The 22,177-nt window shown below is 66.5% G+C and carries 19 protein-coding genes; 11 read left to right on the top strand and 8 right to left on the bottom strand.

Annotated features, from left to right (window positions below; all coding sequences use genetic code 11):
* Positions 1 to 54 precede the first annotated feature (54 nt).
* A complete protein-coding gene (coaA, locus tag AWC24_RS20080) occupies positions 55 to 993 on the bottom strand; it encodes a type I pantothenate kinase (RefSeq protein ID WP_085089099.1) in 939 nt (312 codons plus the stop codon).
* 45 nt (positions 994 to 1,038) lie between these two features.
* Between coaA and AWC24_RS20085 the strand changes: the two genes are divergently transcribed.
* From AWC24_RS20085 to AWC24_RS20105, 5 genes are all read left to right on the top strand, one after another.
* Positions 1,039 to 2,247 carry a DUF885 domain-containing protein gene (locus tag AWC24_RS20085; RefSeq protein WP_085088614.1) on the top strand — a complete coding sequence of 403 codons (1,209 nt, stop codon included), beginning with the start codon at positions 1,039 to 1,041 and terminating at the stop codon, positions 2,245 to 2,247.
* A gap of 46 nt (positions 2,248 to 2,293) precedes the next feature.
* Entirely contained in the window at positions 2,294 to 3,568 is a 1,275-nt protein-coding gene (gene glyA / locus AWC24_RS20090) for a serine hydroxymethyltransferase (RefSeq protein ID WP_085088617.1), read from the top strand.
* A 77-nt stretch (positions 3,569 to 3,645) separates the two neighbouring features.
* Positions 3,646 to 4,473, top strand: a complete 828-nt coding sequence (locus AWC24_RS20095; protein WP_085088620.1) for an acyl-ACP desaturase — start codon at positions 3,646 to 3,648, stop codon at positions 4,471 to 4,473.
* 194 nt (positions 4,474 to 4,667) lie between these two features.
* On the top strand, positions 4,668 to 5,975 hold the full coding sequence (gene phoH2 / locus AWC24_RS20100; RefSeq protein WP_085088623.1) for an RNA 5'-3' helicase PhoH2: 1,308 nt from the start codon (positions 4,668 to 4,670) through the stop codon (positions 5,973 to 5,975).
* 201 nt (positions 5,976 to 6,176) lie between these two features.
* Positions 6,177 to 6,758, top strand: a complete 582-nt coding sequence (locus tag AWC24_RS20105; RefSeq protein ID WP_085088626.1) for a TetR/AcrR family transcriptional regulator — start codon at positions 6,177 to 6,179, stop codon at positions 6,756 to 6,758.
* A gap of 40 nt (positions 6,759 to 6,798) precedes the next feature.
* On the opposite strand, the gene AWC24_RS20110 is transcribed toward AWC24_RS20105, so the two are convergent.
* Positions 6,799 to 8,601, bottom strand: coding sequence for a hypothetical protein (locus tag AWC24_RS20110; protein ID WP_133055744.1), 1,803 nt, complete (start codon positions 8,599 to 8,601; stop codon positions 6,799 to 6,801).
* Positions 8,602 to 8,988: 387 nt separating this feature from the next.
* Here AWC24_RS20110 and AWC24_RS20115 point away from each other — a divergent pair, with 387 nt between their 5' ends.
* From AWC24_RS20115 to AWC24_RS20130, 4 genes are all read left to right on the top strand, one after another.
* On the top strand, positions 8,989 to 9,837 hold the full coding sequence (locus AWC24_RS20115; protein WP_109560579.1) for a polysaccharide deacetylase family protein: 849 nt from the start codon (positions 8,989 to 8,991) through the stop codon (positions 9,835 to 9,837).
* 131 nt (positions 9,838 to 9,968) lie between these two features.
* Positions 9,969 to 11,879, top strand: coding sequence for an alkyl/aryl-sulfatase (locus AWC24_RS20120; RefSeq protein WP_085089103.1), 1,911 nt, complete (start codon positions 9,969 to 9,971; stop codon positions 11,877 to 11,879).
* 79 nt (positions 11,880 to 11,958) lie between these two features.
* Positions 11,959 to 12,912, top strand: coding sequence for an oxygenase MpaB family protein (locus tag AWC24_RS20125; RefSeq protein WP_085088631.1), 954 nt, complete (start codon positions 11,959 to 11,961; stop codon positions 12,910 to 12,912).
* A 13-nt stretch (positions 12,913 to 12,925) separates the two neighbouring features.
* On the top strand, positions 12,926 to 13,513 hold the full coding sequence (locus AWC24_RS20130; RefSeq protein ID WP_085088633.1) for a TetR/AcrR family transcriptional regulator: 588 nt from the start codon (positions 12,926 to 12,928) through the stop codon (positions 13,511 to 13,513).
* On the opposite strand, the gene AWC24_RS20135 is transcribed toward AWC24_RS20130, so the two are convergent.
* Genes AWC24_RS20135 through glpX form a run of 3 tightly spaced genes read right to left on the bottom strand, consistent with a single transcriptional unit; the run spans position 13,470 to position 17,287 of the window.
* A complete protein-coding gene (locus AWC24_RS20135) occupies positions 13,470 to 14,822 on the bottom strand; it encodes an MFS transporter (protein ID WP_085088636.1) in 1,353 nt (450 codons plus the stop codon). The two genes, AWC24_RS20130 and AWC24_RS20135, sit on opposite strands and share 44 nt — an antisense overlap.
* A gap of 8 nt (positions 14,823 to 14,830) precedes the next feature.
* Positions 14,831 to 16,228 carry a class II fumarate hydratase gene (locus AWC24_RS20140; protein WP_085088638.1) on the bottom strand — a complete coding sequence of 466 codons (1,398 nt, stop codon included), beginning with the start codon at positions 16,226 to 16,228 and terminating at the stop codon, positions 14,831 to 14,833.
* Positions 16,229 to 16,255: 27 nt separating this feature from the next.
* Entirely contained in the window at positions 16,256 to 17,287 is a 1,032-nt protein-coding gene (gene glpX, locus AWC24_RS20145) for a class II fructose-bisphosphatase (protein WP_174813628.1), read from the bottom strand.
* Between the two features lie 64 nt (positions 17,288 to 17,351).
* Here glpX and AWC24_RS20150 point away from each other — a divergent pair, with 64 nt between their 5' ends.
* The gene (locus AWC24_RS20150; protein WP_083039362.1) at positions 17,352 to 18,017 is read left to right on the top strand and encodes a DUF4245 domain-containing protein; all 666 of its coding nucleotides are present in this window, start codon (positions 17,352 to 17,354) and stop codon (positions 18,015 to 18,017) included.
* The gene (locus tag AWC24_RS20155; protein ID WP_085088640.1) at positions 18,014 to 18,814 is read left to right on the top strand and encodes a dienelactone hydrolase family protein; all 801 of its coding nucleotides are present in this window, start codon (positions 18,014 to 18,016) and stop codon (positions 18,812 to 18,814) included. The genes AWC24_RS20150 and AWC24_RS20155 overlap by 4 nt, the downstream gene beginning before the upstream one ends.
* On the opposite strand, the gene AWC24_RS20160 is transcribed toward AWC24_RS20155, so the two are convergent.
* The 3 genes from AWC24_RS20160 to AWC24_RS20170 all read right to left on the bottom strand — a co-directional run bounded on the left by AWC24_RS20160 (position 18,792) and on the right by AWC24_RS20170 (position 22,177).
* Positions 18,792 to 19,934: an AI-2E family transporter gene (locus tag AWC24_RS20160; RefSeq protein WP_083039359.1), complete on the bottom strand. Its 1,143-nt coding sequence runs from the start codon at positions 19,932 to 19,934 to the stop codon at positions 18,792 to 18,794. The two genes, AWC24_RS20155 and AWC24_RS20160, sit on opposite strands and share 23 nt — an antisense overlap.
* Positions 19,931 to 20,980, bottom strand: coding sequence for an NAD-dependent epimerase/dehydratase family protein (locus tag AWC24_RS20165; protein WP_085088643.1), 1,050 nt, complete (start codon positions 20,978 to 20,980; stop codon positions 19,931 to 19,933). Before AWC24_RS20165 ends, AWC24_RS20160 begins: the two co-directional genes overlap by 4 nt.
* Before the next feature lie 87 nt (positions 20,981 to 21,067).
* Complete coding sequence (locus AWC24_RS20170) at positions 21,068 to 22,177, bottom strand: 3-beta-hydroxysteroid dehydrogenase (protein WP_085088646.1); 1,110 nt, start codon at positions 22,175 to 22,177, stop codon at positions 21,068 to 21,070.

Consider the following 22,177-nt stretch of genomic DNA (forward strand, 5'->3'; position numbering starts at 1 on the left):
CCCCGGAACCGCCGCCTCCGCCGCAGCCGGGTACCGCAACGCAGCCCTGACCTCCTAGAGCTTGCGCAGCCGCAGCCGGTTGATGGAGTGATCGGCATCCTTGCGCAGCACCAGCGTCGCCCGTGGCCGGGTGGGCAGGATGTTCTCGACCAGGTTGGGCCGGTTGATCGAGCGCCAGATGTCGCGCGCGGCCGCCACCGCCTGCTGGTCGTTGAGGCCCGCGTAGTGGTGGAAGTGCGATTCGGGATCGGCGAACGAGGTGGACCGCATCGCCAGGAACCGGGAGACATACCAGTGCTCGATGTCTTCCACCCGGGCATCGACGTACAACGAGAAGTCGAACAGGTCCGAGACCATCAGCGTGGGCCCGGTCTGCAACACATTGAGGCCCTCGAGGATCAAGATGTCGGGGTGACGGACCACTTGTTTGGCGCCCGGGACGATGTCATAGCTCAGGTGTGAATACACCGGCGCGCACGCGTAGTCGGCGCCGGACTTCACCGAGGTGACGAAGCGCATCAGCGCGCGCCGGTTATAGCTTTCCGGAAATCCTTTGCGATGCATCAGGTTCCGGCGTTCCAACTCCTGGTTGGGGTAGAGGAACCCGTCGGTGGTGACCAGGTCCACCCGCGGGTGGCGGTCCCAGCGGGCCAGCAAGGCCCGCAGCACGCGGGCCGTCGTCGACTTGCCGACGGCCACGCTGCCGGCCACGCCGATGATGAACGGCACCGGGCGGTCCGGGCTCTGGTCGTTTTCGCCCAGGAACTCCGCGGTGGCGGCGAACAACTGCTGGCGGGCGGCGACCTGCAGGTGCAGCAGCCGGGCCAGGGGCAGATAGACCTCTTCGACTTCGAGCAGGTCGACCTGCTCGCCGAGGCCGCGCAGCGCCACGACCTCTTCTTCGGTGAGCGGCATCGGCGTCGACATACGCAGCGTCCGCCATTGACGTCGGTCGAACTCCACGTAGGGACTCGGCTCGCTAAGCCGCCGCATGACCATACAGTCTTGCAGCAGGCTCGACCGTTAGCCTGATCGGGTATGGAGCCCGCCGCATTGATCCGTGAATACCTGCTGCTCGGTCTGCGCTTCGACCGGATCGAGCCGGGTTATGTCGACGCCTTCACCGGTGACCCGGCACTGCGCCGACTCGTCGAGAACGAGCCGATGCCCGACCCGGCCGTGCTGTCCCAGCAGGCCGAGAAGCTGCTCACCGAACTGCCGAGTGGTCTGGAGCCGGAGCGCGCCGACTACCTGCGGGTGCACCTGCGGGCGCTGTCGTGCGCGGGGCGCAAGTTCGCCGGGGAGCAGGTCGGTTTCGTCGACGAGGTGCGCGACTACTTCGATCTGACCGCCATCGGCAAGGGCGACCCCGACCGCTACCGGCAGGCGCACGCCCGGCTCAGTGAATTGCTGGGTGGCGCCGGGCCGCTCGCCGACCGGTTGGCCGCCCACCGTCGCGCCGAGGAGATTCCGCCCGAGCGGTTGGAAGCGGCTATCCACGCGTTCTCCTCGGCGCTGCGTGACCGGGTGCGCATGCAATTCCCGCTGCCGGAGTCCGAGGTCATCACCTACGAGGTCGTCACCGACAAGCCGTGGTCGGGGTTCAACTACTACCACGGTGACTACCGCTCCACGGTCGCCGTCAACGCCGACCTCAAACAGCTGATGTCGAATCTGCCCAGACTGGTCGCCCATGAGTCCTACCCGGGCCATCACACCGAGCACTGCCGCAAGGAGGCCGGGCTGGTCGCGCACCTGGGCCAGGCCGAGCAGACCATTTTTCTGGTCAACACCCCGCAATGTCTGATGGCCGAGGGTCTGGCCGACCTGGCGCTGCACGCCGCGGTCGGACCCGGCTGGGGAAGTTGGGCCGAAGAGATCTACGCCGACCTGGGGCTGCGGTTCGACGGCGAACGGGCCGAGGAGGTGTCGGAGGCCGCCGCGGCGCTGGCCGAGGTGCGCCAGGATGCGGCGCTGATGCTGCACGACGAGGGTCGCGACGTCGACGAGGTGGTCGACTATCTGCGCCGCTGGCTGCTGGTCACCGACGAGCGGGCCCGCCAGACGTTGCGGTTCTTGTCGTCACCGCTGTGGCGGGCCTACACCTCGACCTACGTGGAGGGCTACCGGCTGCTGCGTGCCTGGCTCGACGTCCGGCCGGCGGGGTCGAGCCTCGCCGAGCGGTTCGGGCGGCTGCTCGACGAGCCGCTGATCCCGTCGTCGCTGCGGGCCGAGCTGCCTCTATAGACTGACCGGCGTGACTGCCGCACCGGATTCCCGCCCCGCCTCCACGATGTCTACGCCGCTGGCCGAGCTCGACCCGGACATCGCCGAGCTGCTCGGCAAGGAGCTCGGGCGCCAGCGCGACACCCTGGAGATGATCGCGTCGGAGAACTTCGTGCCGCGTGCGGTGCTGCAGGCGCACGGCAGCGTGCTGACCAACAAATACGCCGAGGGGCTGCCGGGCCGGCGTTACTACGGCGGCTGCGAGCACGTCGACGTGGTGGAGAACATCGCCCGCGACCGCGCCAAGGAACTGTTCGGCGCGGAGTTCGCCAACGTCCAACCGCACTCGGGCGCACAGGCCAATGCCGCGGTGCTGCAGGCACTGATGGAGCCGGGGGAGCGGCTGCTCGGCCTGGACCTGGCCAACGGGGGACACCTGACCCATGGGATGCGGCTGAACTTCTCCGGCAAGCTTTACGAGAACGCCTTCTACGGCGTGGACCCGGTCACCCACCGCATTGACATGGACGTGGTGCGCGCCCAAGCGCTGGAGTTCAAGCCGAAGGTGATCATCGCCGGCTGGTCGGCCTACCCGCGCATCCTCGACTTCGAAGCCTTCGCAGCCATCGCCGCCGAGGTGGACGCCACCTTGTGGGTGGACATGGCGCACTTCGCCGGGCTGGTCGCCGCCGGGCTGCATCCGTCGCCGGTGCCGCACGCCCAGGTGGTCTCGACCACCGTGCACAAGACCCTCGGTGGGCCGCGATCCGGGCTGATCGTCGGCAAGAAGGAGTTCGCCAAGCAGATCAACTCGGCGGTCTTCCCCGGTCAGCAGGGCGGTCCGCTGATGCACGTGATCGCCGCCAAGGCCGTCGCGCTGAAGATCGCCGGCACTGCCGAGTTCGCCGAGCGCCAGCAGCGGGTGCTCTCCGGCGCCAAGATCATCGCCGAGCGGCTGCTGGCCGCCGACGTGGCCAAGGCCGGGGTGTCGGTGGTCAGCGGCGGCACCGACGTGCACCTGGTGCTGGTGGACCTGCGGGACTCGCCGCTGGACGGCCAGTTGGCCGAGGATCTGCTGCACGAGGTCGGGATCACCGTCAACCGCAACGCCGTCCCCAACGACCCGCGCCCGCCGATGGTCACCTCCGGGCTGCGGGTGGGCACCCCGGCGCTGGCGGCCCGCGGTTTCGGCGACACCGAGTTCACCGAGGTCGCCGATATCATCGCCACCGCGCTGGCCGCCGGGTCGGGCGCCGATATCGCGGCGCTGCGGGCCCGGGTCACCAAGCTGGCGCGGGACCTCCCGCTCTATGACGGCTTGGAGGACTGGAAGCTCGCCTGAGCGGCTGCGCGCGGTTTCCGGACACGCCGGTTACCCGAGTTGACAAGATAGTGTGAATTCGGGTTACAGTTACTTTCATGGCTGAACGTCCCGTTGCTAACGCGCTGATTCGCGAGCTGGAGCCGGTTGTGGCCGCGAACATGGTCCGCCACATCGACACCGTGGACCCCTGGTACGCGCACGACTTCGTGCCGTTCGAGCAGGGCGAGAACTTCGCCTTCCTCGGCGGCAAGGACTGGGACCCGTCGCAGGTCAGCCTGCCCAAGGTGATCACCGACGCCTGCGAGGTCCTGCTCATCGAGAAGGACAGCCTGGCCGGCTACCACCGCGAATTCGTCGAGCACTTCATCCTCGAGGACAAGTGGGGGCGCTGGATCGGTCGGTGGACCGCCGAAGAGCACCTGCACGCCATCGCGCTGCGCGAATACCTGATGGTCACCCGGGAGATCGACCCGGACACCAACGAACGCGTCCGCATGGAGCATGTGCAGAAGGGCTACCGCGCCGACCAGTACAGCCAGGTCGAGACCCTGGCGTTCATGGCCTTCTACGAACGCGCCTGCGCCGAGTTCTGCCGCAACCTCGCCGAACAGATCGAGGAACCGGTGCTCAAGGGTCTGATCAACCGGATCGCCGGTGACGAGGAACGCCACGAGGAGTTCTTCGCCAACCTGATCGCGCACTGCCTGGAGTACGTGCCCGACGAGACGGTGGCCGCCATCGCCGCCCGCGCCGCCGAACTGAAGGTGGTGGGCGCCGAGATCGACGCCTACGCCGACCGGCAGGCCGGAATCGCCGAAGCCGGCATCTTCGGCGATGACCAACTGCGCCGGGTGATCTCCGACCGGATCAGCGCCTGGGGTCTGACCGCGCACCCCGATCTGAAGGCGTTCGCCATCAGCTGACGAGCTCCGGCGCGTCTGCGCGGCGCGCAGGCGCCGACGGGGGTACCGTCGCAAGCGATGGCTAGCCACACGCTCTGCCGTCTAGGCGGCACCACCGGTCGTGATTACGACAGGACCGGCCCCGGTTCTGGTGCTGCGTTCCCCGTCGATCTGCTCGCGCGGGGTCGCGCGCGCCCTCACCGCTGGAGCGCTCAGTGCCTGATATCCGGACGTATGTGCTCGACACCTCTGTGCTGTTATCGGACCCGTGGGCCTGCACCCGGTTCGCCGAACACGAGGTCGTCGTCCCGCTGGTGGTGATCAGCGAGCTGGAGGCGAAACGCCACCATCACGAGCTCGGCTGGTTCGCCCGCCAGGCGCTGCGCCTGTTCGACGACATGCGATTGGAGCACGGCCGTCTTGATCAGCCCATTCCCGTTGGGACGCAAGGCGGTACGCTGCACGTCGAACTCAACCACAGCGATCCTGCGGTGCTGCCCTCAGGGTTTCGCACCGAGGACAACGACTCGCGGATCCTGACCTGCGCCGCCAACCTCGCCGCCGAGGGACGGCGAGTTACCTTGGTGAGCAAGGACATCCCGTTGCGGGTCAAGGCAGCTGCGGTGGGTCTGGCCGCTGACGAATACCACGCCCAGGACGTCATCGTCTCCGGCTGGACCGGTATGGACGAGGCCGAGGCATCCGTCGACGACATTGACGCCTTGTTCGAGGACGGGGAGATCGACCTGGCTGCCGCTCGGGATCTGCCGTGCCATACCGGAGTACGGCTGCTCGGTGGCAGCTCGCACGCCTTGGGCCGGGTCAATGCCGCCAAGCGGGTGCAGTTGGTCCGGGGCGACCGGGAGGCCTTCGGGCTGCGCGGACGCTCCGCCGAGCAGCGGGTCGCGCTGGATCTGCTGCTCGACGAATCGGTCGGCATCGTCTCGCTGGGCGGCAAGGCCGGCACCGGTAAGTCCGCCCTTGCGCTCTGCGCCGGCCTGGAAGCAGTCCTGGAGCGGCGGACCCAGCGCAAGGTCGTGGTGTTCCGACCGCTCTACGCCGTCGGCGGCCAAGAGCTGGGCTACCTGCCGGGCAGCGAGAACGAGAAGATGGGGCCGTGGGCCCAGGCGGTGTTCGACACCCTGGAGGGTCTGGCCAGCCCGGCGGTGCTCGAGGAGGTGCTGTCGCGCGGCATGCTCGAGGTGCTGCCGCTGACCCATATCCGGGGCCGCTCACTGCACGACTCGTTCGTGATCGTCGACGAGGCCCAGTCGCTGGAGCGCAACGTGCTGCTGACGGTGTTGTCGCGGCTGGGCACCGGGTCGCGGGTGGTGCTCACCCACGACGTCGCCCAGCGTGACAACCTGCGGGTCGGCCGCCACGACGGGATCGCCGCGGTGATCGAGAAGCTCAAGGGTCACCCGCTGTTCGCGCACATCACGTTGCTGCGCAGTGAGCGTTCGCCGATCGCCGCGCTGGTCACCGAGATGCTCGAGGAGATCAACGGCCCCGATCTGCGTTGAGGCTGCGTCCAGGGCGGGGCCTACTCGCACTTCTGCGCATTCGTGTCAGCATAAAAGACTTGGCGGCGCGCGCCTGGGCACACGTTGGGCGGGCACCCGTTGGAAATGCGATCATAGGGCCCAACGATCCGTTTCCGTGCGGGGCAGACGCGTAAATGGCTCCGACCGCTCGCTGCCGGACCAATGACTAACGGAGGCTGCATGGCCCGGTCTGACATCAAGCATCGACTGGGCCCTTACCGCGACCCGGAGATCGACCCGGCGGTGTTCGCCGCGACGCGCCGACTGCTCATCGAACGCGGTTACCGCGGAACCTCGATCGATGCAATCGCCGATGCGGCCGGGGTCAGCCGACCGACGATTTACCGCCGGTGGCCGTCAAAGGCCCATGTGGTATATGACGCTGTATACCCTCCCAGTGCGCCGAAGGTGGAACCCTCAGCGGAGCCGTTCTCGGAGATCACCGGCGCGATTGCCGGCATTCTCGCTTTCATGTCACAACCGGAGGCAAGAGAGGCGTTTCCGGGCCTCTTGGCCGACATGCGCTCCGATCCTGAGTTGAAGTCCAAACTCGGTGAGCGACATTCGGTTGGCGTCAGCGCCGCCTTCGAATCGCTCGTGGAACGCAACTCCGACACGCTACGCCACGTTGACGCCGGCACGTTGCTCGACGTCGTCTCCGGTGCGGCGATCCATGCGATGTGTATTCGGGATGTGACCGATCTGGATGCCTACATCGAATCGCTGACGGACCTTCTCTTGTACGGCATCTTGAAACGGTGAAGCAATGGTGCGGCACATCGCCTCCGAGTCGCCAGGTGCTCTAGAAGCCGAGCAACTGGTCCACGAGGTCCATGCCCATCGCAAAATCATGGCTGGCCATCGCGGCGATCTGAGCTAGGGATTCCTGCGCTGCCGTCGCCAGTTGCCAAAGGTCGGGGGTGTCGTGCACTCCCGTCACCAAAGCGAACTGGATAGCGTCGCGCGCGTTGAGAAGACCCGCCGTGATGCTGGTACCGGGATCGAAGATGGTCTGTGCGAACACCGACGCCAAGCCATCTGGAGCCGCGAAAGGCTGAGCCAAAGCGGAGAACAACTCGACGCTGTTGCCGGATGACATACCGTTGTCTATCGACTGCAAGGTTTCGGCGAGTGCTCTCGCGCCTCGTGCCATAGCTAAAATCAGCGAGTACTCCACCTCTTTGAAAGCCTGCGGCAGTGCCTGCACGACCGCGCTCATACTGCCGAGCGGGTTGCTGATGATGTTCTGGATGGCTGTCGAGGGATCGAAGATATCGGTGAATCGTTCGGCCAGTGAGACGTAGGAATCCTGCGTCCCGAACAGCTGATCGAAGGTTCCAGAACCTATCGCGGCCTTGATGTCGTCGATCTGGAGATTTGTAGTGATCCAGCTGGAGTCCTTACTCAAGGAAAGAAGATTGTCCAGCGAGAAGGCGCGCAACTCGAGTTGTGCGGCGAACTCCTCCGGTGTGACAACCGGAGTGTCGGCCGGCAAATAGTCTCTGATGTCGCCGACTGGTACTACTTCGGCTTGGAGCGGGTCAGAAGGTATCGGCCCCTCCGGCCCCTGTATGCGAAGGAATATCCCGCCACTGCCCAAGCCCCCTGTGTCGAGCCAGTTCGGGACACCGGGATTAGTCGCACTGATTACATAGTAGGTATTTCCATCGGTGGCTTGGAACGACTGGATATCGTTGAGACTGGTCTGCGAGTACTGGAACGGTAACAAACGGCCCACCGGGTCGGAGAGCTGGATGTTGTAGTACGTGGCATCAATCTCAGGGGCTTTGAGGATGAGCGCTTGCCCCGGTTCCAGATTGAAATTTCCAAATGACATGAATTGCCCTGGAAGGCCGCCATTGATGTTTGTCGGTATAAACGGGATGACTCCGTTGTCGGGCGTCGGCAAGTTAGGTGGCGGGGTGTAGAAGACCTGCGAATTGAGGTTATGCTCCGGCAGTTCATCGGCAATCCGGCCGAGTAGCGTCGCGACATCGCTGTCAGACAGCGGGGTGTACAGGGGATCGGATGGAGCGATGTCGGTGCGTTCGATCGTTAGTGCGCCGGGGCTGGCAGTCCAGTCGTGGACGGTGTCGCGAATCCAGATCCCGGTGGCGCCGTCCGAGTCGATCCAGTTGCCCTCTGTTGGTATGGGGCTGACGGTTATCGTATAACTTCCGTCGGAATTCGGTGTCAGGTCCGCGAGCTGAAGCCCATTGCCGGGCGGCGAATTTACGTTACTCGGGGAGAAGTCATACTGCGAAGTGATATTGAAGTCGACGGTACCGGACCCCGGCGCGAAGTGGATGACATAGGTTCCGTCAGGCTGAGTGAAGACGAAGTTGAATATGTTGTCAGGGTTCGCTTGGCCTTCGATCTGGATGGGGTTCCCGCCAACTTCGGTGGTCATGTAAGGGAACCGTACCGTCGGGTCGGTCGGATTCATTTGGGCCAAAGTGCCCAGCAGTTGGAAATACGATATGTCCTGGATGTAGCTGGGGAGTTGGGCGATGCGATCGGGCGTCATGAACGGCAGCGCACCATTGACGCCGATGAGCTGGTCCTGTATCTCTGCGATCAGATTGCTCACGTCGATTGCGGACATCGAGCCCGAGTCTGCCGACGTCAACATGACTGCCGGACTGCTGGTCTGGCCGGCCAACGCCGATGGCGGACTCACGAGCGCGAGGGAGCCGACCGCTATGGCTACCAGGGTGCTTCGGCTGCGACTACCGCCGCGGGTTCTCGCCTCTGCCGCTCGTAGGACTGCCATGGCCGCGACCTCCTGCGCAATAGTGTTAGCGTGTTGTCATTACAGGTTGTAACGTCATGTGACTCTAGCCACACCTCAGTTCGCGGCGCAAGAGGAAGCTGAGGAAAATATCGGAACCTCCCATGAGGTAGGGGACCTGTGGGCTCATGGCTGCGGCCGGTACCGATCTGCGCCAGGAGATTCAGTCGCCGGGATCTTGGGCCTCGGTAGGCTGCCGGAGTGGCAAAACGTGCGCGTGCCGGTGTCATTGCGATCGTCGTCGCGTTGCTCGGTGCCTGCACGAGTCACGCGCAGGAGGCCGCGGCGAACCCCGTGGACTGCGCCGTCGTCAAGTGTGTGGCACTGACCTTCGACGACGGGCCCTCGCCCTACACCGACCGGCTGTTGCGGATCCTCAACGACGCCGACGCGCGCGCCACGTTCTTCCTGATCGGCAACAAGGTGGCGGCCGATCCCGGCGAAGCCGCGCGGATCGCCGAGGCCGGCATGGAGATCGGCAGCCACACCTGGGAACACCCGAACATGACCGAGATCCCGGCCGCCGACGTGCCCGCGCAGTTCGCGAAGGCCAACGACGCCATCCACTCGGCCACCGGTGTCACACCGACGCTGTGGCGCCCACCGGGCGGGCTGACCGACGGTGCGGTGAATGCCCAGGCCGCCAAGTTCGGGCTCGCCGGCATCCTGTGGGACGTCATCCCCTTCGACTGGATCAACGACGCCGACACCGCCGCCACCCGATACATGCTCATGACCCAGATCAAGCCCGGCTCGGTGGTGCTGTTCCACGACACCTATTCGTCCACGGTCGATCTGGTTTACCAGTTCCTGCCGGTGCTCAAAGCCAATGGCTACCACATGGTTACCGTCGGCGAGTTGCTCGGCCCGCGAGCACCGGGCAGCGTGTACGGGGGCCGGGAGAACGGGCCGCCGGTCAAGGAGCTGCACGACATCCCGGCCGGCGACATCCCGGGCTTGCCGGCCACGCCGTCGCCGCCGCCCATGCCGAACTTCCCGATCACCGACATCGCCGGCGCGAATTCGGGGGGACCCAACAACGGAGCGTGACAGAATCGGCACGCATGACTGACTTCACCAGACGTGCGATTCTCGGTCGATTCGCTGCCGTCGGCGTCACCGCCGCGGCCACATCCGCGCTAGCCGCTGCATGCGAGGACAAATTATCTGTCGGCGGGGCCGTGACGACCGACAACAAGGTCAAGCCGGCCACGGAGGCGACCAAGGCCGCCAACGCCGGGGTCAGCAACGCGCTGCCGTTCAACGACCGCGGCGACTTCGAGGACGCCCAGCGCAATCTCATCGCGCGCCCCGAAACCCTGACCATCAAAGATGCCGACGGCAAAGTCGTCTGGGAGTTGGAGAGCTACAAGAAATTCATCGGTGACGACAAGCCGGCGCCGGACACCGTCAACCCCAGCCTGTGGCGCAATGCGCAGCTGTGCATGAACTACGGCCTGTTCAAGGTCGTCGACCGCATCTACCAGGTGCGCGGCTACGACCTGTCGAACATCACCTTCATCCAAGGCGACACCGGCTGGATCGTGTTCGATACGTTGATCTCCCCGGAGACCGCGCATGCCGCACTGGATCTGGCGAACCAGCACCTGGGGGAGCGGCCGATCGTCGCCGTCGTGCACAGCCACTCGCACACCGATCACTATGGAGGGGTGCGCGGCATCATCAGCCAGGGCGACGTCGACACGGGCAAGGTCAAGGTGATCGCGCCGGCGAACTTCGTCGAAGACGTCGTCGACGAGAACGTGATCGCCGGCAACGCCATGTCCCGCCGCGCGGTCTACATGTATGGTGCGTTGCTGCCGCGCGACGCCCGGGGCGGGGTCAATGCAGGCCTGGGGCAGACCATTTCGACCGGCAAACCCACCTTGGTGATCCCCACTGACATCATCAGCACGACCGGGACGAAGCTGACCGTCGACGGCGTCGAGATGGTGTTTCAGATGACGCCCGGCACCGAGGCGCCCACCGAGATGAACACCTTCTTCCCACAGTTCAAGGCGATGTGGATGGCGGAGAACACCACCAACACCATGCACAACCTGCTCACGTTGCGTGGCGCGCAGGTGCGCAACCCGCTCATCTGGGCGGCGTACATCGACGAGACCATCCGGCTGTACGGGCCGCAGACCGAGGTGAAGTTCCAGAGCCACCACTGGCCGATGTGGGGCAACGCCAAGATCATCGACTACTTCAAGCGCCAGCGTGATCTGTACAAGTACACCCACGACCAGTCGGTGCGATTGATGAATCAGGGCTATGTCGGCTCCGAGATCGCCGAGGATATCGCGCTTCCGCCCGAGCTGAACGACTTCTGGCCGAACCGCGGCTACTACGGCACGCTGCGCCACAATTCCCGCGCCGTCTACCAGCGGTACATGGGCTGGTACGACGGCAATCCGTCCTCGCTCGACGACCTTCCGCCAGCCGACGCCGCCGTCAAGTACCTCGAATACATGGGCGGGGAGGACGCGGTGCTCCGGAAGGCCAAGGGCGACTTCGACGCCGGCAACTACCGCTGGGCCGCGATGGTGCTCAAGCACGTCGTGTTCGCCAACCCCGACAGCGTCGATGGCAAGAACCTGCTGGCGGACTGCTACGAGCAACTCGGTTACCAGGCCGAGTCCGGGCCGTGGCGTTCTGAGTATCTGCAGGGGGCGGCCGAACTACGCGCCGGGGTACCCGACATCGCCGCCACCGACACCGCCAGCCCGGACACCATCCGGGCGATGCCCCCGGAGAAGTTGTTCGACTATCTGGCGGTCCGCCTCAACGGGCCCAGGGCCGCCGGCAAGAAGATCACCCTCAACATGAAGTTCACCGATCTGAAGTCCGAGTACGGCCTCACGGTGGAGAACGCGGTGCTCAACTACGCGCCCGAACCGGTACCCGGTGCCGACGCCAACTTGACCCTGACCAAAACCACGCTCGATGACATCGAACTCAAGAAGCTCACCTTCGACGAAGCCCTCTCAACGAACAAGATCACCATCGACGGCAACCGCGGCGCCTTCGACGAGTTCATGGGGCTGCTGGATACGTTCCCGTTCTGGTTCAACATCGTCACGCCTTGATCCCGCTAGCATCGCGCGGTTCTTGACACGGTGACACAAAAATATAGTCTTTGTGTCAACGGAGTCGAGGAGGCCTCACATGACGGCAGTGGCCGACAACGTCACCAGCATCGACCGCGCCACGCGCGTTCGCCCCAAAGTGATGGCCGAGTTCCGCAGGCATTCCGGCAGCGTGCTCACCGGCCTGTTCGGCGCCGCCGCCTTCGACGAGGTGGCGTTGGTCCCGGTGGCCGCCGCGGTGGACAAGACCGGGCGCTTCGAGCGCAATTTCACCGACCGGGCGATCCGCAGCGGATTCTCGGCGCTGCTCGCCATTTGGGGTGACGCCGAAGACCGCGCCGCCGAAGGCGAACGGCTCAAGCGGATGCATCGCGACGTTCACGGCCACGGCAAAGGCGATTTCGCCGACGTCCGTTACAGCGCACTGAGCCCGCGGCTGTGGAACTGGATCGCCGTCAGCGGCATGTTCGTGACGCTCAATTCGTTCACCCCCGTCACCGGAATCGAGTGGAACGACGCCGAACGGGAGGCCGCCTACCAACAGTTGCTGGAGGCGTTCCGGGCCATCGAGCTACCCGGCAAAGCCGCCAAGTTCCCGCCGACCTACGCCGAGGCCGCCGCCTACTACGACGAGATGGTGCGGACCGGCCTGCAGGCCAACCCATTCCTGGACCGGGTCACCGCCGGCCTGGGCAGGCTGCCGCTGCCGTCGGCGCTGCCGGCCCCGGTCCGGGCCGCCGCAGGCCCGCTGTGGTCGGTGGTCAGCGCGGGAGCCGGCCGGGTGGTGAAGATCTGTTCGTTCGGGATCATGCACCCCGGCGTCCGCGAGCTGACCGGCTTCCGTTGGCAGCCCCGCCACGACGTGGAATTCGACTTCTACACGCACTTGGCGCAATTGGCGTGGCGGGTGCTGCCCGATCGACTCGTGCTGGTGCCGCTGGCCTACAACCGTTTGCAGTACGAGAAGCTGGTGAAGCTGCACCGGTCGGTCGCGCTGGACTCTTTCGCGCCCTCCGGCTGCCCGATGGGATGACACACTGGTAGCGATGTCATCGCGACGAAGTACCGCGAGCCCGGCCGAGCAGGAGGCCGCCATTCTCAAGGCGGCCGCCGAGGAGGTGGGCCTGGTCGGGGTGGGGCGGGCCAGCCTCGACGTCATCGCCCGCCAAGCCGGAGTCAGCCGCAGCACCCTGTACCGGCGTTTCCCGACCCGGGACGCGCTGATCACCGAGCTGGGCCGCCGGGCTTTCGACAATGCGATGACTCGGTTGCGCACGGTCGCGGTGGATTCCGGGCCGCGCGATGCCGCGGTGGCGGCGTTCTGCGCCGGATTGCGATTGCTCACCACCGATCCTGTGGTGCGAAAGCTGCTCCGGCTCGACGGCGGCGTACCGATGATGGCCGGGATGTACCGGGAGGCGGAGACCTTCCTGTCCGGCGCCTCGAGCGCGATGGCCAAGGCGTTGCGCGCCGCCGGTGCCACCATGCCCGACACCGACCTGGTGGCCGCCGCCGAACTGCATGTGCGCCTGGCCGCGTCGATCGCGCAGGTGTCGACGTCGGTGCTCGATCCGCGGGATGACAAGGCGGTCAGCGGTTACGCGAGGAAGTTTCTGGCACCGCTGGTCTGGTAGGGGAGGAACCGAGCGCAACGACCATCCCGGCCGCGGCGAGGGACATCGCCCCGATCACCCACAATCCGGCTTTGCTGTCGCCGGTCAGATCGGTCAGCCAGCCCGTCACATACGGGCCGCCGAAACCGCTGAGGTTGCCCAGCGAGTTGATCAACGCGATGCCCCCGGCCGCTGCCGCTCCGGTCAGGAACGTCGACGGCAGCGCCCAGAAGACCGGCATGGCGCACATGATCGCGCACGTCGACACCGTTATCGCGGCCATCGCCAGATACGGGTTGGCCATGTAGAGCGCCGCGGGGATGCTGACGCCGCCGATGATCGCCGGGATTGCCACATGCCAGACGCGTTCGCCGGTCCGGTCGGCGTGGCGTGCCCACGGCACCATCACGACGGCGGCCACAGCCCAGGGAATCGCGGTCACGATACCGCGCCCGATCAGGCTCAGTCGGCTGCCGTACTGCTGCTCGAACCCGGCGACAATGCTGGGCAGAAAAAACCCGACGGCGTATAACCCGTAGACGATCCCGAAGTAGACGAATGCCAGCGCCAGCATCCGGGGATGACTGAGTGCCTTCTTGAGCCCCCAGTGCCGACCGGCCTCAGTCGTTGCGCGCTCGTTCGCCAATGTCGTTTCCAGCCATTGCTTCTCGTCGTTGGAGAGCCAGTGTGCGTCCGCCGGGCGGTCGGTGAGATAGAACCAGCACACGAACGCAAGAGCGATCGCCGGCAGGCCTTCGGCCAAGAACATGAAACGCCACCCGGCGAGACCGAAAACCCCGTGCCCCCAGTCGATGACAAGCGAGGACAAGGTCGAGCCGATCGCCGTCGAGACCGGCACCGCCACCATGAAAAGCGAGATGGCCCGCGACCGCTGTTTCTGTGGGAACCAGAACGTGAGATACAGGATGATCCCCGGGAAGAAGCCGGCCTCGGCCACCCCGAGCAGGAACCGCAACACCACGAGCGTTGTCGCGTTGGGGACGAAAGCGATTGCGGTGCTCACGATCCCCCACGTCAACATGATCCGGGCCAGCCACCGGCGGCCGCCGAACCGGTGCAGCGCGATATTGCTGGGAACCTCCAGCAACAGGTAGCCCAGGAAGAAGATCCCCGACGCGAACCCGAACATCGTCGCGGTCATGCCGAGTTCGTCGTTCATGCCGTTGGGGCCGGCGAAGCCGATGTTGACGCGGTCGAGGTAATTGACGAAGTAGAGCAACGCCAGAAACGGGATCAGGCGACGAGTCACCTTCGCCATCGCCGCCCGGCCCACCACGGGCCCAGCGGACCCGACCGGTTCGGCGGCCATGAGGTTGCTTAGGCGTCCTTCACCTTGGCCATCGCCAGCACATCGAGACGCTTGTCGAGCTCGGCCTCCGAGAGGTTGTCGCCGATCAGCCCGCGGTCGATCACGGTCTGGCGGATCGTCTTGCGCTCCTTGAGCGCCTGCTTGGCCACCGCGGCGGCCTCCTCGTAGCCGATCGCGGAGTTCAGCGGCGTCACGATCGACGGGCTCGACTCGGCCAGCTCGCGCAAGTGCTCCTCATTGGCGACCAGCCCGACGATGCAGCGCTCGGCGAACAACCGCGAGACGTTGGTCAGCAGCGTGAAGGACTCCAGCGTGTTGCGGGCCATCATCGGGATGTAGACGTTGAGCTCGAAGGCGCCGTTGCCACCGCCCCAGGCGATCGCCGCGTCGTTGCCGATCACCTGCGCCGCCACCTGGGTGACCGCTTCGGGCAGCACCGGATTCACCTTCCCCGGCATGATCGAGCTGCCCGGCTGCAGGTCGGGCAGCTGAATCTCGGCCAGGCCGGTCAGCGGGCCCGAGCCCATCCAGCGAACATCGTTGGCGATCTTGGTCAGCGACACCGCAATGGTGCGCAGCGCCCCGGACGCCTCGACCAGGCCGTCGCGCGCCGCCTGGGCCTCGAACGAGTTCGCCGCGGTGCGCAGCTCGGGGATCCCGGTCTCGGCGACCAGCACCTCGACCACCTTGGCGCCGAAGCCCTCCGGGGCGTTGAGGCCGGTGCCGACGGCGGTGCCGCCGATCGCGAGCTCACCCAGCCGGGGAAGGCAGGCGCGCACCCTTTCGATGCCCGCCTCGATCTGGCGGGCGTAGCCGGAGAACTCCTGGCCCAGCGTCACCGGCACCGCGTCCATCAGGTGGGTGCGGCCCGACTTCACCACGGTGCGCCACTGCGTGGCCTTGGCAGCCAGCGCGTCGTGCAGCTCCTGCAGTGCCGGGATCAGGTGGCGCACCGCGGCTTCGGTGGCCGCGATGTGGGTGGCGGTGGGGAAGGTGTCGTTGGACGACTGCGACATGTTCACGTCGTCGTTGGGGTGCACCGTCACCCCGTTGGCGGCCGCGATCGAGGCGATCACCTCGTTGGTGTTCATGTTGGAGCTGGTGCCCGAACCGGTCTGGAACACGTCGATGGGGAACTGGTCGTCGTGTTTGCCGTCGGCGATCTCGGCGGCCGCGGCCTTGATCGCGTCGGCCTTCTCCCGGTCCAGCAGGCCCAGGTCGGCGTTGACCTGCGCGCACGCGCCCTTCAGTAGGCCGAGCGCCCGGATCTGGGTGCGCTCCAAGCCGCGGCCGGAGATCGGGAAGTTCTCCACCGCGCGCTGGGTCTGTGCGCGCCACAATGCGTTCACCGGCACCCGGACCTCGCCCATGGTGTCGTGTTCGATGCGGTATTCGGTGTCGCTCATAGGTTCTTCAGTCCTCGCTTGACGTCGTCAGGGCAGGGGGTAGGCGGCGTGGGCGTCGCCGGTGAAGTCGACCGCCGAATACTCGTTGAGCTTCGACAGCCGGTGATAGGCCTCGATCATCCGGACGGTGCCGGACTTCGAGCGCATCACGATCGATTGGGTGGTGCAGCCGCCGGGGTAGTAGCGCACCCCGTTGAGCAGGTCGCCGTCGGTGACCCCGGTGGCGCAGAAGAACACGTTGTCGCCGGAGACCAGGTGTTCGGTGGTCAGCACCTCGTCGAGGTCATAGCCGGCATCCAGGGCCTTCTGGCGTTCGGCGTCGTCGGTGGGCGCCAGCTGGGCCTGGATCTCCCCGCCCATGCAGCGGATCGCCGCGGCGGCGATGATGCCCTCGGGGGTGCCGCCGATCCCGGCCAGCATGTCGGTGCCCGACTCGGGCCGGCACGCCGCGATCGCCCCGGCCACGTCGCCGTCGGTGATCAGCCGGATCCGCGCCCCGGCGGCCCGCACATCGTGGATGAGCTGCGCGTGTCGCGGCCGGTCCAGGATGCACACCGTCATATCGCGCGGGGACAGGCCCTTGACCTTGGCGACGGCCTTGATGTTCTCGGCGATCGGTTTGGTGATGTCCAAGACGTCGGCGGCTTCGGGGCCGACCGCGATCTTGTTCATGTAGAACACCGCCGACGGGTCGAACATCGCGCCGCGCTCGGCCACGGCCAGCACCGAGATGGCGTTCGGCATGCCCTTGCTCATCAAGGTCGTGCCGTCGATCGGGTCGACGGCGAAGTCGCAGTCGGGTCCGTCGCCGTTGCCGACCTCTTCGCCGTTGTAGAGCATCGGCGCGTGGTCCTTCTCGCCCTCGCCGATGACCACCACGCCACGCATCGACACCGAGTTCACCAGTTCGCGCATCGCGTCGACGGCCGCGCCGTCGCCGCCCTCCTTGTCGCCGCGACCCACCCACCGGCCGGCGGCCATGGCGCCGGCCTCGGTCACCCGCACCAGCTCCAAGGCCAGGTTGCGGTCCGGAGCTTCTCGTCGAGATGGTCCCGTCATGCCAGTCACGGCTGTTGATTCTCCCAGAGCCGGATCAACACCACTGAGCTGGGATACTGGCAACGTGACCTCTGAGCCCCCGCAGCCGGCCGTTCCGGCATCCCGCCCTGGCCCAAGGCCCGCCAAGCCCCGTCTGTTGCAGGACGGCCGCGACATGTTCTGGTCGATCGCCCCGCTGGTCCTGGCCTGCTTGCTGCTGGCCGGACTGGCCGGGACCTGCTCCTTTCGCCCCGGTGGCATGTCGGCCGGACCGGTGCCGTCCTACGACGCCGTCGCCGCGCTGAACGCCGACGCCCAGACGCTGGGATTCCCGGTCCGGCTGCCGGCGCTGCCGGAAGGCTGGCAACCCAACTCCGGCAGCCGCGGCAGCATCACCGACGGGCGCACCGACCCGGCCGGCCAGCGGCTGCGGGCCGTCACCTCGCGGGTCGGTTACGTCGGCCCGACCGGGATGTACATCAGCCTGACCCAGAGCAACGCCGACGAGGCCGCGTTGGTCGAGTCGATCCGTCCGGGGCTGCACCCGACCGGCACCGAGGACGTCGACGGCACCCGCTGGGTGGTGTACCAGGGTGACGGCGACCCGGTGTGGACCACCCGACTGACCGGAAAGGCCGGAGCCGCCCAGCTCGCGATCACCGGCGCGGGGGGAGCTGAGCAGTTCCGCGTGCTGGCGGGCGCCACCCAGTCGCAGGCACCGTTGTCCGACCACCGAAGGGATCGCCCGTGACCGCACCCGAAGCCGACCTGACCGGCTGGACCCCGACACCGTTCACCGGCGGCGGGTTCACCCACGACGTGTACCGCAAGGGCACGGGGCCCGGCGTGGTGCTGATCCCGGAAGTTCCCGGAATTCACCCGGCGGTGCTGGGGCTGGGCAACCACCTGGTCGACAACGGGTTCACCGTGGCGATCCCGTCACTGTTCGGTAAGCCCGGTAAGGCGATCACGCCCGGCTACGCGCTGGGCACGATCGCCCGCCTGTGCGTGACGCGCGAATTCGCGGCACTGGCCACCAACGCGCAGCGCCCGGTAACCGGCTTCCTGCGGGCGCTGGCCCGCGACCTCAACGAGCACACCCCCGGCAAGGGCGTCGGGGTGATCGGACAGTGCTTCACCGGGGGCTTCGCGTTGGCCGCCGCCGTCGACGACGCGGTGTTGGCGCCGGTGCTCAGCCAACCGTCGGTACCGTTTCCGTTGACACCCAAGCAGCGCCGTGACGCCGGACTCTCCGACGTCGAGTTGGGGGTCATCGCCGACCGCGCCGCCAATGAGGGACTGTGCGCGATCGGGTTGCGGTTCAGCGAGGACTGGATGGTGCCGCGGGACCGCTTCGGCACGCTGAAGGCCCGTCTCGGTGACGCATTCGAAGTCATCGAGATCGATTCGTCACCCGGCAACCCGGACGGTATCTCCCGGTTGGCGCACTCGGTGCTCACCGATCAGGTACGGGAGGTCGAGGGGCACCCGGCGTACGAGGCCCGCAAGCGGGTCGTCGAGTTCCTCACCGAGCGGCTGGCTCCGTAGCGGCCTTGCGTCGCAGCCGCCACTTTCGGCGGCTCTTCGGCTCCTCGTCGCCGGTCTGCATCTCCACACCGTGATACACGGCCAGATAGACGTCGATGGTGGTGACGATGATGATCATCAGCACCGGACCGATCACGATGCCCCAGAAGCCGAACATGCCGATCCCGGCGAACACGGCCAGCAGCATCAGCGCCGAATTGAGCCGGGCATCGCGCGGCACCAGGATCGGGCGCAACACATTGTCGATGTTGGTCACCACGATCAGGTGGAACGCCACCACGAACACCCCGCCGACGACGTTGCCGAACAGCGCCATGCCGATACCGAACGGCATGGTCACGATGCCCCCGCCCAGCGGAATGACCGACAACGCGGTCAGCAGGATCGCGAAGATGAAGAACGCCTGGTGGAATCCGCCGATGTAGATCGAGGCCGCCCCGGCCACCCCCTGGCAGAACGCGATCACGAACTGCCCGCCGACGGTGCCGCGCACCATCGACCCCATCTTGGCCAGGTACAGATCGGTGACCTCGGCGCCGAGCGGGTTGAGTTGGCGGATCAGGGTCTGTAGTTCCTCCCGGTGGGTCAGCAACGCCAGGAACACGTACAAGAAGATGATCGCCGCGGTGATCGCCCCGACGACGCCCCCCACGGCGCCCTGCAGGACCTGCAGCAGCAGCTCCCCGCCGCGCTGCGCCACGTTCACCATCGCCTCACGCAACGTGTCCATCGTCAGCTGGACGTGCACGAACGGAATCCGCTCCAGCAGACCGTTGACGAACTTCAGCACCTTGTCGCCGAGCGCGTTGGGGTCGGTGGCCTGCACCCAGTCCGCGACGTCATTGGCGGTGCGGGTGATCTGCACGACGGCCAAAAAGATCGTCAGCCCGACCGGCACGATGACGGCGACCAACGCCGCCAGCAGCGTTCCGGTGGCCGCCAGCCCCGCCGGCAGTCGCCGGCACAGCACCCGGAACAGCGGAGTGAACAGGTAGGCGCCCACCGCGGCCACCACGATCAGCACGAAAAAAGTGCGCAGGAAATACGCGCCGAACGCCAGCGCGATGACGGTGAAGACCGCCAGCGCACGTCGCTGGGTGGGACTGAAGTCGGAGTTCACGGGCGCGGGTCGCCCCATTTCGCGGTGATGGCGCCCCACGGGTCGGCGAACTTCTTGCCGGTGCGGAAGTAGGGGGCGCGCCACCCCAGCACCAGCCGGGCCAGTGGGGCGACCACTCGCAGCAGGTACCGCGCCGGGCCGGCCTGCGCCGCCGTCTCGGTCAACATCTGCGGCCACGAGTGGTGCTGGAAGCCGAGCGCGTCCTGGGCGCGTCCGGAATCCATCCAGTCGGTGCTGAACCAGTCGTCGTCGCTGTCGGGGTCGCCGGGCAGGCCCGCGGGCAGCCCGTTGACCAAGCCCATCGCGGCGGCCATCGCCGGCGCCACATCGCGCTGCAGCCGGCGGTGCGTGTCGTCACCGCCGATCAGCAGGGTCTCGCCGATGACGGGTGCGGTGGTGGCCGCGACGAAAGCCGCGGCGACGTCACGGACGTCGACGGTTTGCAGCCGGCCGTCGGCCGGCAGCAACTGCTCGAAGTAGAGGCTGTCGAGCTTGGCGTAGGGCCCGGGGTCGGTGGTGAGCACTCCGCCGAGCCGCAGGATCACCCAGTCCAGCTGCGAGTCGCGCACCAGCCGCTCGGCCTGCACCTTGTGGTCGCCGTAGATGTCGGCGGGGTTGGTCGGGGTGTCGGCGGTCAACACCCCCGCGACCGTGTGCGGATTGCGGGAGCCATACACCGCGATGCTGGAGGCCTGCACGAAGCGGGGCGGGTCGGGCTGGCGGGCCGCCGCGGCCAGCAGATGGCCGGTGGCCTCGACGTTGACTTTGCGGGCCAACTCGCGGCGCAGATAGATCAGCGGCGGGATCACCGCGGCCAGATGGATGATCGCCACCGGGTCGACGGCGCCGACGAGCTCATCGACCGCTGCCGGGTCGGTGAGGTCGGCGTAGCGCACCGTTACCGACTTCGGCAGCTTGGCCGCGGCTTCGCGGTTGGCCGGTATATCCAGATCGGTCGCCACCACGTCTCGCCCGTCGGCCACCAGCCGTCGTACCACCGCCGAACCGACCAGACCGAATGCGCCGGTCACCAGCACCGTATTCACGGGCACCTCCTCAACCCCCGCGATCTTTCCGTGAAAGTGCGGTCCGCGGTACCCCTTGGGAAAAACCGGCTGGCGACCCGACGGGGGTTACTCCGGATGCGGCTCGGCGACCACGGTCGCCAGGTGCGGATGCGCTTCGGACTTGACCCGCTCGAAGAGTTCCTTGTAGTAGGGCAGGCAGGCGGTCATCGCCTGCTCGGTGGTGAACAGCGGCTGATAGCCCAGGTCGCGGCCAGCCTTGGCGATCGAGAAGTAGTTGTTGAGGTAAAGCCGTTCCACCGCACCGGGTTCCAGCAGCGGTTCGGGAAACCCGAACCGGAAGTGCAGCCACTGCCACGCCACCATCACGTCGCGCACCATCCGCCCCGAGGCCCGCAACCTCGGCCAGCGCTCGCCGCACGCCTCCATGACCGGCCGGGCGAACTCGAACATGTTGATCGGTTCACCGTCGTTGATGAAGTAGGCCTGGCCGGGTGCCGTTCCGCCCGGGACCAGATGTTGTGCGGCCAGGATGAATCCGTGAATCAGGTTGTGCACGTAGGAGTTGTCGAGTTTGGCGTTCTTGCTGCCGATGAGCACTTTGACGTGGCCGGCCACCACACTTTCGAACAGCTTGCGGAACATGGTCTGGTCGCCGTTGCCCCAGATGCCCGACGGCCGGATCGAACACGTCAGCATGCCGTCAACGCCGTTCTCGCCCAGCACGAACTTCTCGGCGACGACCTTGGTCTCGGTGTAGAGGTCGTTGTACTTGGTGGTGTAGGCCATGTTCTCGTCGCCACCGGAGATGGCTTTACCGCCCATCACCACACTGTTGGATGCGGTGTAGACGAAGCGCTTCACCCCGGCCCGCTGACCGGCCTGAACCAGATTCTTGGTGCCGTCGACGTTGACCGCGAAGCTGCGCCGCCGGATCTCATCGGTGACCTTGGCGCCGCCCTGCAGATCGATGATCGCGGCGGTGTGGAAGACGGTGTCGATGTCGGTGACCGCCCGGGCGACGGTCTGCGGGTCGCAGATGTCGCCGTCCAGCTTCTGCAGGTTGGGGTGGTCGGGCAGCGGTGACGGCGCCCGGTCGAAGGACCGCACCTGGTAGCCCTGGTCGAGCAGCGTCTTGACGAAATTGGTCCCGACGAAACCGGAGCCCCCGGTGACCAGGACCCGGCCGAGCTCAGTCGTCAGTGATGGATCACCCAT

It is taken from the genome of Mycolicibacter senuensis (genome assembly GCF_002101885.1).
In the GTDB taxonomy this organism is placed as follows: domain Bacteria; phylum Actinomycetota; class Actinomycetes; order Mycobacteriales; family Mycobacteriaceae; genus Mycobacterium; species Mycobacterium senuense.